The following is a 13,765-nucleotide window of genomic DNA, read 5'->3' as shown; positions in this document are numbered from 1 at the left end:
GTTAGCTCAACTCCTTCACTGGTTTTCTAATTTGCTGCAAAAACTGATCAAACAACGCATTCGCATCACTTGGACGGTGCCGCCTCTGGGTGATATTGCACGCTAAATGCGCTCCCATCTTCCAATGCAACCCCTTCGACCGAACCGTCATTAACGGCTTGATGAGTAACAAAAAGCGGGGTATGCAGCAACGATTCCGCGTCAATCGTATACCCATGATTTTGTGCAGTCAGGCTTACTGTTTGCGTTCTCAAGTTTACTACAGGGTGATTTGACCCCCGGTGACCAAACTTCATTTTTACTGCACGCCCGCCAAGCGCGAGGCATAAAAGCTGGTGGCCTAAACAAATCCCGAAAATTTTTGTTTTTCCGACAAGATTATTTACAACGTCCACACACTCCGGAATATCCCTCGGGTCTCCAGGTCCATTGGAAAGCATCACGCCATCAGGGTTCTCTTTAAGAATGTCTTTGGCCGATGTATTGTATGGAACGACATGCACTTCACAGCCCCGCTTTAACAATTCCCGCATAATGTTTTGCTTTGCGCCGTAATCAATCAAAACAATTTTCGGACCGTGGCTACCTGGTACGCTAAATGGATGTGTCGTACTCACTTTTGCCACTTGGTTTTTCGCAGCATCTTCAGATTGCAACTGCTCAATTACGCGATTAACACTCGTCTCTTCGTTGCAAATTACCGCGCGTACGGTCCCTTTGTCTCGAATTAATTTCGTTAGCTTTCTCGTGTCAACACCTTCAATTCCTGGAACATCAAAACGTACGAGTAAATCATTGAAAGACTCGCTATGTTTCCAATGATTCGGATAAGGGGAAAGAGATTTCACAACGACGCCGTGCAACGAAGGGGCAATTGTCTCAAAATCTGAACGGTTCGTGCCGTAATTTCCGATCAGAGGATATGTAAATGTAATAATTTGTCCGCTATAAGACGGGTCAGACATAATTTCTTGATAACCCGTCATTCCTGTGTTGAAAACAATTTCGCCACTTTGTTCTTTTTTACTTCCAAATGCTCTTCCTGTAAATACATGTCCATCTTCTAAAATGAGTTGACGTTTCAATTACACCACTCCTTCAAGGGCATGAATGTTTTTTTTCTGTAGAATTTCTTGGAGAATCGCCATCCGGCAATACACACCATTTTCCACTTGTTGAAAAATTCGTGATCGTTGGCATTCAACGACTGAGGAAGCGATCTCAACGCCTCTGTTAAACGGTCCAGGATGCATAATAATGCTGTTTTTCTTCATTTGTTTTTCGCGTTTCTCGGTGAGGCCATACTGCTCGTGATAGTCGTTCATTGCCGTTCGTTCGTCATGGCGTTCGTGTTGTACCCGAAGGAGCATGACGACGTCACTCGTTTGAACGGCTTCTTCCATGGAAATGTGACGACAGTGGTGCGTCTTCTCGTTAGACCAAGCCTTCGGGCCTGCTGTCATGACATTTGCGCCTAACTTTTGCAAAGCGATCATGTTAGATGCGGCTACTCGACTATGGACGATATCACCTACAATCGTCACGTTCAGGCCGTGAAAGCGGCCAAACGATTCTTGAATTGTAAACAGGTCGAGAATCGATTGGGAAGGGTGCTGGCCGCTCCCATCGCCAGCATTAATAATCGGAATGCCAATCCCTTGCAGTGACTCATAAAAGGCCGTCGTTGAATGGCGAATGACAGCGGCCTCTGCGCCAATGGCTTGCAATGTTCGTACCGTGTCGTACAGCGACTCCCCTTTTTGAACACTGGAATGGTCAGCATCTACATTGAGCGGGGAGAGACCGAGACGCTTTTCTGCAGCTTCAAAAGAAAGCTTCGTTCGCGTACTCGGTTCATAAAAGACGTTTGCGATAAAACCGCTACCCCCAACATGCTCCTTCTCCCCTTGCTTAAAGCGTTTAGCTGCTTCTAGAAGCTTGCCGATCTCTTGCACTGTTAGATCTTCCATTGACGTAAAGTTTTGCACTGTCATACCCATCACTCCTCTGTATTGTCTTCATCCATGCTATCGAACAGCTTCCCATTTCCATAGCCAAGATCTTTATTTGGCAAAATTGCGTGGAGAAACATCCCAATAAATGTGGCGAGTGCCATAGATGGGATAACGAGATCATCGGTGATTTCAATAAAGGCACCACCAATCCCAATCACTAAGATGACGGATGCGATGACGAGATTTCGGTTCTCTGACATGTCTAAACGATTTTCCACCATAAGTCGAAGCCTGATGAAGCGATAATTCCAAACAGTAAGATCGACACACCACCCATTACGGATGTCGGTATGCTTGCAATAAACGCTTCAATCTTGCCTGAGAAACCAAACAAGATGGCAAACACCGCCGCACCCCCGATGACGAACACGCTAAAGACGCGCGTGATGGCAAGCACCCCAATATTTTCACCATACGTCGTGTTCGGTGGACCTCCAATTAAACTTGCAACGATGGAGGCAACACCATCGCCGAGTAGCGAGCGATTTAACCCCGGGTTCTTAATGAAATTCTTTCCTGTAATTTTACTGAGTACCATCTGGTCACCGATGTGCTCTGCCATTGTGACAAGCGCAATCGGGGCCATAATTCCGATGATCGTTAACGAATAAATCGGGTCAACTGTGAGGTAAGGGATGGCGAAGTCAGGCACATGAAACCATGCGGCTTCCCTTACCGGTGTCAAGTCGACAATTCCAACAACAATGGATAGCAAGTAGCCGGACACAAGACCGATCAGTACTGGAATCAGTCGGAAAAAACCTTTAAAAAACAATGAGGAGACGATGGTTACTCCTAGTGTGACAAGGGCAACGGTAAAGTGTAACGGTGTATCAACAAACTCTCCTGTATCTTGGTTATAATTCATCGCCATCTCAATCGCCGTTGAGGCGAGTCCGAGCCCAATTACCATAATGACAGGACCGACGACAATCGGAGGTAATAATCTTAGCAACCAGTTTACGCCAAAGGCGGTAATTAACATCGCTGTCGCACCATACACCACACCGGCGGAGAACGTCCCGAGCATCACAGCCCCGGGTCCGCCAAACGCCATCGCACTGATGAGGGGGCTAATAAAGCAAAAGATGAGCCGACATATGCAGGAATTTTCCCTCGGGTAACAACGAGATAAGCGAGCGTCCCTAGTCCGCTCGAAACGAGAGCGACAGAAGCTTAATCCTGTCAAGATTGGAACTAAAATGGTTGCTCCAAACATGGCAAATAAGTGCTGCATGCTGAGGATGATCCATTTCGCAGGTTTAGTCTTTCGTGTACGTCGAGTATTGCGTTTGGATTGCGATTCATGTTGTTTCCTCCACCTCATCATTTTCATAAAAAAACCCTTTGCCCAAGGAGCAAAGAGTTGACCGCACACTGACAAAAAGGGAAGCGATGTTCGCCACACTTTCGACAGGATACAACCTCTTTACAGCCTCACGGGACCATTTTAAAGAGAAACGTAATGTTATTGATTTTGTAGAAAGACGGAGTCTGAATGATCCACCTCTTGTAAGCTCACGTGAATCGTCTCACTGGACGAAGTCGGAACGTTTTTGCCTACGTAATCCGCTCGGATTGGAAGCTCACGATGGCCTCGGTCTACGAGAACAGCTAGCTGAATTTGAGACGGCCGTCCAAGGTCCATCAAAGCATCCATAGCTGAGCGCACGGTTCTGCCTGTATAAAGCACATCATCAACGAGTATGACACGTTGATTTTCAATGGATGTTGGAATTTCAACTTGGTGAATTTCTGGGTCTTCTTGCTTTTTATGAAGATCATCTCGATATAATGTGATGTCCATACTTCCGACGGTTACATTCACATTTTCAATGCGTTCGATATGCTCTTTTAAACGGAGTGCGATCGGGTATCCTCGTGTTTTGATTCCGACGAGAATCGTGTCACTCATCCCTTTATTTTTTTCAATCATCTCATGTGAAATACGCTTTAGCGCCCGATTCATGGCAGCTTCGTCAAGTAAAATCTGCTCTCCTGAGCTCATGTGTACACCCACTCCTTTACGTAGTACATAAAAAACTCTCCAGTACGGAGAGGTTTTGGGCATACTCAACTGCAGGCAACCACAAGTTGGTCGTTGCTTTTCGCCAGGTTCCTTCTCAGCCTCTCCGGACTGTGTTAAAGGGCTATTCATTTCTTAAATCATTATTTCAGATAATAGAGCGACTGTCAATCCACTCTTTAATGTTCTAAATTGTTAATTAAAGACTGCATATCATCTGGAAGTTCCGCCTCAACGGTCATCGCTTCGCCGGTCGTCGGCTGAATAAACGTCAACGCCCGAGCGTGTAACGCTTGTCCTGCAATCGGTAAGCTATTTCTTACCCCGTACTTCGGGTCTTCAGCAAGAGGATGACCGATATACTCCATGTGCACCCGAATTTGATGCGTTCTACCCGTTTCCAATCGACATTCGACAAGCGTGTATTTAGCAAATCGTTGCATCACTGAAAAATGTGTAATGGCTTCTTTTGAATGCAAGTCGGTCACCGTCATCTTTTGTCGATCTTGCACATCTCGTCCTAGTGGAGCATCAATCGTGCCATTTTGGTGAGAAATAATGCCGTGGACAATCGCTACATACGTCCGTTTCAACGTGCGTTCTTGCAATTGTTTAGCAAGCGCTTCGTGACTGGTGTCATTTTTAGCGACAATTAATAACCCACTCGTATCTTTGTCAATCCGGTGGACGATCCCCGGACGAACGGTATCATCGTTAATGGATGACAACTGCTGCTTCATGCCGAGCAGGCCATTCACGACCGTGCCGCTCGTGTGACCCGGGGCTGGGTGGACGACCATGCCTCTTGGTTTATTAATCACAAGTAAGTCGTTGTCTTCGTAACGAATGTCTAGCGCTATGTCTTCCGGAACGGCTCGGATTGGTTCACGCTCTTTCGGTATTACATGAACACGGTCGTCTTTCGTTACTTTATAATTGCTCTTCGACGCTTCGCCGTTGACCGTGACATGGCCCTCAACAATCCATTGTTGAACGAGCGTTCTCGATACCGTCATTTTTTCTGCGAGGAACTTATCTAAACGGTAATTAGCTTCTTGCTCATCAATGATCCATTCTGTTTCATGCAGATTCATGATTCTTCTCCTTTTTCTCTTTACGATCTTCCACGAACATGAGCACTAATAAAACGATGACACCGATCGTTAAAGCCGCATCTGCCACGTTGAAGATTGGAAAGCTATAACTTCCAATGTACACATCAACAAAGTCAACGACTTCATTACGAAATAGGCGATCGATAAAGTTCCCGAGCGTTCCTCCTAGAAGGACACCAAGCGAAATACCGTACCATTTGTTTTGCTTTGCGAGCTTTGGCATATAATAAATAATCCCGACCGTTACAATGACAGTTACGATGTAAAATAACCACATTTGTCCTTGCAATATCCCAAATGCAGCACCCATGTTTCGATGCGAGGTAATATGTAACACGTTTTCGATAATTGGAATAGTCTCAGCAATTTCCATGTTCCGATCAACAGCAATCTTCGTGATCTGTCGATGCCAATAATAATTAGTGCCAGCAAATAATATAAAATCATTCTGTTTGTTCGCTCCTTTACAATGAAAGAAGACATGAAAGGAAGGCGGTAAACACGTTACCGCCATTCATTGTCTCGTTCTAGGTGGCGATGATGGCTAGAGACGATATGCACGTGCTCAGCTCCAGTGTAACCTTCAATACCTGTGCTTGCATAGCGCTCATACTCTTCCGTAAACCCAGGGGCATCTTCTACCCATCCATCATCGGTCGCCGTTTCCCTATATCCTTCATCTTCGGTTGTGTTTAACAACTCTTCCCAAAGATCCGTGGCTGAATCAAATGTTAAAGCTTCGCTTGGTGGCGCATGCATCGCCGGTTCCACGTGCCTCGTATCATTCGCTTTTTCAATAATCGTCAGGCTGTCGGGCTCGCTAGCAACCGCTCAATTGGGATTTGCTGACCTGTCGCTTCACAAATGCCGTACGTCCCTTTTTCCACTTTCTCGATCGCTCGCATCACTTGATCGTACTCTTGATGACGAAATTCTTCTAACACCCGGTCTTTACTCGCTTCAAAGTAAATATCACTTGAATCCGCCGGGTGATTGTCGTACACCGACAATTCATTATCTCTGCCATCCACTCGATCGTGTAAAGCATGTGTTTCAATTTCTTTTTTACGCCTGTACAAAGCTTGAATCGCATCATGAATAGAAGCCATTGCCCACATCCCTTTCACGTGACCGGTACACGCATAGCTTCTGACAAATGAGGGAACGTTACTCCATACTTATTTTGCCGGCTCTTCCAAAACAGCACGATCATACGTCGCAACGACGTCAGCACAACGCTCACAGAGCATAGGGAAAGATTGGTTCTCTCCAACATCATCTTTAACATGCCAGCAACGTTCACACGTATCTCCTGATGCTTTTTCAACACTCACGTGCGTTTCTTCACCTTCCAAGACATCGAGCTTGGATACGATAAATAATTTTTCTGGTGCACTCATTTGCTGGAGCATCTGCTTCATTGATGGAGACACTGTAAGTGATACGTGAGCTTCTAGTGACTTGCCAATTACTTTCTCGGAACGCGCTTCCTCAAGTGCCTTCAACACGACGGTACGCACTTGCAAAAGCTCATTCCAGCGCGCTTCCCTGTCAGCTTCGCCTTCAACTTCAAAGCGACTAGGCATGTCAGAGAGCTGAACAAATGCTTCGTTCGTATCATCAATGAATGACCACGCTTCTTCCGCTGTATAAGGCGTAATCGGTGTGAGCAATTTCGTGAGGGTAACTAGACTGTCGTAAAGAACCGTCTGCATTGCACGGCGGTGCACATCATTTTCATGATCACAGTAGAGGGCATCTTTAGCGACGTCCATATAAAACGCACTCAAATCAATGGAGCAAAAGTGGTGAAGTGCTTGATACGTCGCACCGAAGTTGTATTCACGGTATCCTTTTTGTGCCGTATCGATTAAACGATTTAAGCGTTGGTACATGAATCGATCCATATCTCCAAGTTCATGATCAGCGACACGGTCGGTTGCTGGGTTAAAGTCATGCAAGTTGCCGAGCATAAAGCGTAACGTGTTACGGATCTTACGGTACGTCTCTGACACTTGCTTTAAGATATCATCAGAAACGCGAACGTCAGATTGGAAATCTGTTGATGATACCCACAGCCGTAAAATATCGGCCCCCAGTTGCTTCATCACCTTGGCCGGATCTACCGTATTTCCCAGTGATTTGGACATTTTTTCGCCTTTACCGTCCAGTGTAAAACCGTGGCTTAACACTTTCTTATAAGGAGCGTCGCCTGTAACAGCAACGGCGGTGATGAGGGATGAATTAAACCACCCTCGGTATTGGTCAGATCCTTCGAAATACAAGTCTGCTGGACGGTGTTGATCGGCTCTTTCTTCCAAAACGCCTTGATGCGAAGAGCCAGAATCAAACCATACGTCCATAATATCGGTTTCACGTGTAAAGTTTCCGTTCGGGCTTTTTTCAGACGTGTAGCTTCTGGCAACAGATCTTTCGTCTCCCAATCAAACCAAATGTTCGATCCGTGAGTTCTAAACAACTGTGCCACATGATCAATCGTCTCCGTAGAAATGATCGGTGACCCATCTTCTTCATAGAACACCGGAATAGGAACGCCCCATACGCGCTGACGACTAATGCACCAATCGCCACGATCTCGAATCATATTGTGGAGACGTACCTCTCCCCACTTCGGTTGCCACTCCACGCGAGCAATCGCATCGAGTAAGTCTTGTCTCATATTATCAACACTCACGAACCATTGTTCGGTCGCTCGATAGATGACAGGCTTTTTCGTTCTCCAGTCGTGTGGATACGAGTGTGTGATGAACTGCAACTTGAGTAAAGCCCCGTTTTCATCCAACTTTTCCGTAATCGGTTTATTCGCTTCGTCATAGAAAAGGCCTTCAAAACCAGGAGCTTCGTCCGTCATTTTTCCTTTATCGTCGACGGGACAAAGTGGCGGTAAACCGTAATGTTGACCGATGATAAAGTCATCTTCACCGTGACCTGGTGCGGTGTGTACAGCACCCGTACCCGCTTCTACAGTAACGTGGTCACCTGTCATGACGAGTGATTCACGATCATAAAAAGGGTGCTGAGCGGTAATGTTTTCCAATTGGTCGCCAGTGACTGTCTTTACGACGTTCATAGCGTCCCACTCCAACGCCGTTTGAACTTGCTCAAGAAGCTCTTTAGCAACGACGAATCTGCGTGCATCCGCTTCAACGACGACGTATTGAAATTTGGGATGCACAGAAATCCCAAGGTTCGCTGGCAATGTCCACGGCGTTGTCGTCCAGATGATAAATTCATCCGTTTCATCGAGTACGCCTCGTCCATCTTTCACCTTCATCGCTACATAAATAGACGGTGAACGTTTGTCGTGATACTCAATTTCCGCTTCTGCCAATGCTGACTCTGAAGAAGGGGACCAGTACACCGGCTTTTTCCCTTGATACACGTGACCTTCTTTCGCCATTTCGCCGAATACTTTAATCTGATTCGCTTCGAAATCAGGCGTCAGCGTCACATAAGGGTCGTCCCAATCCCCAATCAGACCGAGTCGTTGAAATTGTTCTTTTTGATTTTCCACTTGCTCCCACGCATACGCCTCGCAAGCTGCCCGAAATTCTGAAATCGACATTTTCTTACGATCGACTTTCTTCGTTTTCGTAAGCGCTGTTTCAATCGGCAATCCGTGCGCATCCCAACCAGGGACGTATGGCGCTTTATACCCATCCATATTGCGGTGTCTCACGATCATATCTTTGACGATACGGTTCATCGCATGGCCGACGTGGATGTTCCCGTTTGCGTAAATCGGTCCGTCATGCAAAACGAACATCGGCTTGTCACTGTTCTTCTCCATCACTTGATCATATAAATCGGCTTCGTTCCATTCTTCCAACCTGACTGGCTCTCGATTTGGTAAGTTCCCTCTCATTGGAAATTCAGTTGTTGGCATTCGTAATGTCTTCTTAAAATTCATCGTATCCTCCTATAAACATAAAATAACCCCGTCCACAAAAAGGGACGAGGTTTACCCGCGGTACCACCCTGATAACTGCTCGTTCGCAGCCACTCAAGCCCAATTATCGCTTGGTCACGTCGTAGTCTACCACTATAAGTTCATAGCTTCTTTACGATAGCTCCGAGGTGATCTTCACAAAAACGGCTCGTATTGGGCTCCCACCGTCCCCAACTCGCTTTGCCAAGCTCGTGTTTTTGTTACTGTCCTCATCTTTGCTTCATATTACGTGTAATTTGCATGTAGTATATTGGAAAATGGCGCAAACGTCAAGTCAACGACTTTCACGATCATCATATGTATGCTGAAGTTCCTGTTCGTCTTCTTCTTGTACATCTGTAAGACTATCCCAATCTTCATCATCCAACAATTCCAGTTGCGCTTCGATCAGCATCTTAAAACGCATCCGATAAACAGCCGCTTGTTTCTTAAGCTCTTCAAGTTCTAGTGCAATCTTTCGCGACTTAGATAGCGCATCATTAATAATCCGATCCGCGTTTTTCTCAGACTCTTTAATGATCAGCTGTGATTCTTTCTTTGCGCTCCGCTTCACTTCTTCTGCAGATTCTTGTGCAACGAGAATCGACTTGTTCAGCGTTTCTTCAATATTGGAAAAGTGATCCAATCGACTTTCAAGCTCGTTCACCTTTGTAAACAGTTCTTCCTTTTCTCGAATGACCGTCTCATAATCTTTAATCACCTGGTCGAGAAATTCATTCACCTCGTCCATATCATACCCTCGAAAGCCTTTTGTAAACTGTTTATTATGAATGTCCATCGGTGTTAATGCCAAAACCTACCACCTCCGTATTTATTTTTGTTCTCCATAGTGAATACGCACATTGCCTTTTTTTGTTGTCGAGCCAAGTGACAACAGTTTTCGCCTGCCGTATTGACGAACCGACAGTGTATCACCTTCTCTTAGCACAAAGGCAGGTTGGTCGACGACCTTCCAATTCACTTTCACTCGCTCTCGTTCTACTAACGCTTTCGCCTTAGACCTGGATAGCTTGAAAAGCTCTGCAATGACCGTATCAAGACGAAGGGACGATACAAACCCTGAGCGCTCTTCCCATACTTCACGCATCGGAACAGCCTCGTCTAGCGACACGACCTTCGGTACGATACTCGTATTTCCCGCTTGATTAAAATGGGTGCGGACGAAGTCTTCCATCTCTCCGGTAACAAACCATTGTACAAACGTATCAAACACGTGTAAATCGCCATACATCTCTCGTTTAACACCAAGACCCATGAGTGCACCTAACAGATCCGGATGACTCAACGAAGTGAATTTCGGGTCAAATGACGCCTGGAACACCGTAATGTGAAAGCGACTCCGTTCCGGGGACTCAAAAAACGGATAGACGAGTGCGCGCTGTCGCTCCGCCTCGTCCACACCTCCGAAAAACGCCACTTTTACATTGTCGTCTGCACCGATCACATCGCGGACGATGTCACATTCTCGAGGGTCTAAAAACCCAGACAGTTTGGCTTCATAAACCGTTCCGACCGTTTCTTTCCAATCTTGCACGAGTTCAATAAACCCGTGTTCTTCTTGACGGTAATGCTGAAAAATGTCCATCCGTTAAAAGAAGATGCTCATTGCGCCGTAACGCGCTAATTGGAGTGCCAGTAATGCACGATCGGCGAAATGTCAATCATGCCGATGGGGGGGATAATCTTTCGAAATGGCTCCATTACCGGTTCAACAACTTTGCCGAGTGCTTCCCCGAATTGCGACTCTCTTAACCCAGGAAGCCAACTCGACAACACGTAAATAAACACAGCCATTTGCAATACAAATAACGCCATCACAATAATGTTACCGATTAATGCCATTTATTGTTCACCTCAACCTCATTTACTCAAATTCTTGTTGTAACACTTCAGAAATCGCCCCTGAAATTTCTACGTTGTCCGGAGTGACTAAAAAGATGTTGCTTCCGACTTTTTGAATGTCTCCACCGATCGCATAAACGGTCCCACTAAGAAAGTCGACAATTCGTTTCGCTTGATCGCGCTGAATGCGTTGCATGTTTAAAATAACCGAACGTCGATTCTTTAAATGGTCAGCTACATCTTGAGCTTCTTCATAGGTACGTGGTTCAATTAACACCATCTTCGCAGACTGCTGCACGCTTTGCAAGCTCACGACGTTCTTCTTATTCTCTGTTGAAGACGAATTCGAATCTTCGGTATGTGGAACTTCAATTTCTTCTTCAATATAATCTTCATCCACATCGAAAAAGCGTTTGAATCTTGACTTCATACTCATGCGAACGCCCCCTTTACGATTCGTTTCGTTCATCGCCGACGAGTGTTGATCCGAGTCGAATGTATGTTGCTCCTTCTTCAATCGCTAGTTCAAAATCATTGGACATGCCCATCGACAATTCTGTGCACGGCGCGTGCTGCCATTTGTGGCTCTGAACCGTCGACTGCAGTTCTTTCAACTGCTTGAAATACGGCCTCGTTTGTTCAGGATCATCCGTGTACGGTGCCATCGTCATCAAACCGACAACTTCAATCTTGTCAAACTCAGCTAACGATTCAACAAAAGAAATTGCCTCTTCGGGATGAAGGCCTGACTTCGACGCTTCGCCTGAGACATTCACTTGCACAAAGCAACGAAGAGATTCGTCCTTCGTATAACGCTTTTGAATCTCTTTCGCTAACGAGCGTCGGTCCAATGAATGCAAATAGTCAATCCGGTTGACGACATCTTTCACTTTGCGGCTTTGAAGTTGACCGATAAAGTGCCAGCTTGCTTCACGACCTTGAAGGGCATCTTGCTTTTCAACCAAGCCTTCAGTTCGGCTTTCTCCAAGATGACGAATGCCAAAGTCCAGCGCTTGTTGTGCCGTATTTGTTGATACGTACTTCGTAACAGCAACGGTTGTAACCGCTTGTCCAAAACCGCCACGCTCACGAGCATTCGTGATCCGCTCTTCCACGAGCTCTACATTTTCTTTCACGCTCATTGGTCAGTAACACTCCCACAGTTCAATCCGATAAATGCTGCCATTCTCCCAGTCTTCGCTCCGTCTCGTCGATGTGAATAAAACCAATCTGCTTCTTTGTATGTACAATACGTACTCACATGGAGATTGGCCTCTGCACTCCGGCACTTTGGAGCAACACTCTGTTCGTCTCTTTTAGATCCAATTGATACTTACCCGGGTTTGTCGGGTAGTAAGGTCGTCGTACCGAATGAGGCAAACAAGCATCCACACTCGTAATAATCGTATCGTTCACTTCATAATTTGCTTGTCCGATCGACGGACCGATGTAAGCATGCACCGTTTGCAGATCCACACCTTCTTCTTTCCAAGCTCCGAGCATGTTTGAGCCGATCTGACCTACCGTACCCTTCCATCCCGCATGAGCTAAACCGACAATCTTCCCTTCCTCTCCAATAAAGAAAAGGGGAACACAGTCTGCGTAAAGACTCATGAGGGTGACCGTCGGATCAGTCGTATAAAACCCATCTGCCCCCGCAATTGCCGTTGCCAACGTTTCGCTGCCTGCCCCTCGGTCGAGGGAACCGACCCGTTGCACGTCGTTGCCATGTACTTGCTCAGCAAATACAAATGATTGTTCGTCACGACCGATGCTGGCTGCAAATCGTGACCGATTCTCCAAGACGTCTTCGTTACGGTCACTAACGTGAAGACCGAGATTTAATGAGTTATAGGGTGCTGAACTTACCCCTTGTTTTCGCGTCGAAAATCCAGCTTTCGCATCTCCTGGAGGAGATGGAAGTGTAAAAAATTCATTTGTATCATCTAATACGAAAGGTTCTTTGGACATAATTCGCCTTCCTTTTCATATTCTCCTCTATATTTTAGCACATTTCCCCTACTGTACGGTAGTAATCGTCATGATATTCAAAAACTCGGGTCACGCGTCCTGCCCGTAAACATAAACGAGTATTACATCAGTCCCGATTTTTGCGATTTGATTCCAAGGAATCACCATTTCATCATCTTTGCCAAACATTCCGAGCATGCGACCGGAATTGCTAATAATTAACGATTCAATCATTCCTGTTGACAAGTTAATATCTACATCTCCAAGCATACCGAGACGTTTCCCTGTTTGGACGTTAACAACTTCTTTGGATTGTAGGTCTGTAATCTTGAGCATTGCCAAACCTCCTTTGCTTATCCATATGATGAGTTTCAATGGATTATCTCACTTAAATTGCAACTCAATACAGTACGTGAAATTATTGATATTTGTAAATTACACGGTAAAGACAGATGAAATGAGTAGCGCTAGTTTCAAGCCGACGTTTACTAGATAAGTTGAACGAAAGAATTTCTTCAAGACCCAATGGTAAGCTTGGGAAAGTGAAAACTGTGCTCCAGTTGGGGGGACCGCAGCAAAAGCGATATATTCTCATAAACTAGGGAACAGATTACCGGGTCACGTGTACAATCTCTGCCCCGAAGTACCTAAAAGACGCGGGCGCGGTTCGCGCCGAACCGCGTGCGGTTTGGCTTCGGCCCCGCTGGGGCCGACAGGTTTCTTGCTTCTAGGCATTGAATCTGGGCGCAAGTTGGAACAAACTGCGAAGGAGTTTGGTGAAATTGGAGCTAAAATTGGTCAAAAGCGCAAAATGGCACCCAGCACC

12 protein-coding genes, 4 pseudogenes and 1 other annotated feature are annotated in these 13,765 nt (G+C 45.9%); all 16 genes and pseudogenes read right to left on the bottom strand.

What is annotated here, in order from left to right; all coding sequences use genetic code 11:
• Position 1 precedes the first annotated feature (1 nt).
• Positions 2 to 1,085, bottom strand: a pseudogene (carA, locus tag JCM19037_RS13435) (glutamine-hydrolyzing carbamoyl-phosphate synthase small subunit).
• Positions 1,086 to 1,988 carry an aspartate carbamoyltransferase catalytic subunit gene (locus JCM19037_RS13430; protein ID WP_042402038.1) on the bottom strand — a complete coding sequence of 301 codons (903 nt, stop codon included), beginning with the start codon at positions 1,986 to 1,988 and terminating at the stop codon, positions 1,086 to 1,088.
• Positions 1,989 to 1,999: 11 nt separating this feature from the next.
• Positions 2,000 to 3,351, bottom strand: a pseudogene (locus JCM19037_RS13425) (uracil-xanthine permease family protein).
• Between the two features lie 132 nt (positions 3,352 to 3,483).
• On the bottom strand, positions 3,484 to 4,023 hold the full coding sequence (pyrR, locus tag JCM19037_RS13420) for a bifunctional pyr operon transcriptional regulator/uracil phosphoribosyltransferase PyrR (protein WP_042401941.1): 540 nt from the start codon (positions 4,021 to 4,023) through the stop codon (positions 3,484 to 3,486).
• A gap of 197 nt (positions 4,024 to 4,220) precedes the next feature.
• A complete protein-coding gene (locus JCM19037_RS13415; RefSeq protein ID WP_193744766.1) occupies positions 4,221 to 5,129 on the bottom strand; it encodes an RluA family pseudouridine synthase in 909 nt (302 codons plus the stop codon).
• Positions 5,122 to 5,670 carry a signal peptidase II gene (gene lspA, locus JCM19037_RS13410; RefSeq protein ID WP_307189808.1) on the bottom strand — a complete coding sequence of 183 codons (549 nt, stop codon included), beginning with the start codon at positions 5,668 to 5,670 and terminating at the stop codon, positions 5,122 to 5,124. Before lspA ends, JCM19037_RS13415 begins: the two co-directional genes overlap by 8 nt.
• The gene (locus JCM19037_RS13405; protein ID WP_152549073.1) at positions 5,661 to 5,915 is read right to left on the bottom strand and encodes a hypothetical protein; all 255 of its coding nucleotides are present in this window, start codon (positions 5,913 to 5,915) and stop codon (positions 5,661 to 5,663) included. Before JCM19037_RS13405 ends, lspA begins: the two co-directional genes overlap by 10 nt.
• A gap of 44 nt (positions 5,916 to 5,959) precedes the next feature.
• Positions 5,960 to 6,265: a TraR/DksA C4-type zinc finger protein gene (locus tag JCM19037_RS13400; RefSeq protein WP_052363888.1), complete on the bottom strand. Its 306-nt coding sequence runs from the start codon at positions 6,263 to 6,265 to the stop codon at positions 5,960 to 5,962.
• Positions 6,266 to 6,334: 69 nt separating this feature from the next.
• Positions 6,335 to 9,087 (bottom strand): annotated as a pseudogene (ileS, locus tag JCM19037_RS13395) (isoleucine--tRNA ligase).
• 37 nt (positions 9,088 to 9,124) lie between these two features.
• Positions 9,125 to 9,351 (bottom strand) — a binding site (T-box leader).
• Positions 9,352 to 9,400: 49 nt separating this feature from the next.
• Positions 9,401 to 9,919: a DivIVA domain-containing protein gene (locus tag JCM19037_RS13390; protein ID WP_042401933.1), complete on the bottom strand. Its 519-nt coding sequence runs from the start codon at positions 9,917 to 9,919 to the stop codon at positions 9,401 to 9,403.
• Positions 9,920 to 9,937: 18 nt separating this feature from the next.
• Positions 9,938 to 10,711, bottom strand: a complete 774-nt coding sequence (locus JCM19037_RS13385) for an RNA-binding protein (protein WP_042401930.1) — start codon at positions 10,709 to 10,711, stop codon at positions 9,938 to 9,940.
• Between the two features lie 35 nt (positions 10,712 to 10,746).
• The gene (locus JCM19037_RS13380; RefSeq protein ID WP_307189807.1) at positions 10,747 to 10,968 is read right to left on the bottom strand and encodes a YggT family protein; all 222 of its coding nucleotides are present in this window, start codon (positions 10,966 to 10,968) and stop codon (positions 10,747 to 10,749) included.
• Positions 10,969 to 10,990: 22 nt separating this feature from the next.
• On the bottom strand, positions 10,991 to 11,404 hold the full coding sequence (locus JCM19037_RS13375) for a cell division protein SepF (RefSeq protein ID WP_042401927.1): 414 nt from the start codon (positions 11,402 to 11,404) through the stop codon (positions 10,991 to 10,993).
• Positions 11,405 to 11,417: 13 nt separating this feature from the next.
• A complete protein-coding gene (locus tag JCM19037_RS13370; RefSeq protein ID WP_042401924.1) occupies positions 11,418 to 12,110 on the bottom strand; it encodes a YggS family pyridoxal phosphate-dependent enzyme in 693 nt (230 codons plus the stop codon).
• Positions 12,107 to 12,939, bottom strand: a pseudogene (gene pgeF, locus JCM19037_RS13365) (peptidoglycan editing factor PgeF). Before pgeF ends, JCM19037_RS13370 begins: the two are co-directional and overlap by 4 nt.
• A gap of 90 nt (positions 12,940 to 13,029) precedes the next feature.
• Positions 13,030 to 13,275, bottom strand: a complete 246-nt coding sequence (locus JCM19037_RS13360; RefSeq protein WP_042401922.1) for a YlmC/YmxH family sporulation protein — start codon at positions 13,273 to 13,275, stop codon at positions 13,030 to 13,032.
• Positions 13,276 to 13,765 lie beyond the last annotated feature (490 nt).

Origin of the sequence: Geomicrobium sp. JCM 19037, assembly GCF_000698105.1 — a bacterium.
Lineage (GTDB): Bacteria > Bacillota > Bacilli > Bacillales > Marinococcaceae > Geomicrobium_A.
Note: the sequence above shows the minus strand (reverse complement) of the source record. Positions and strands in the feature narration are given on the sequence as shown.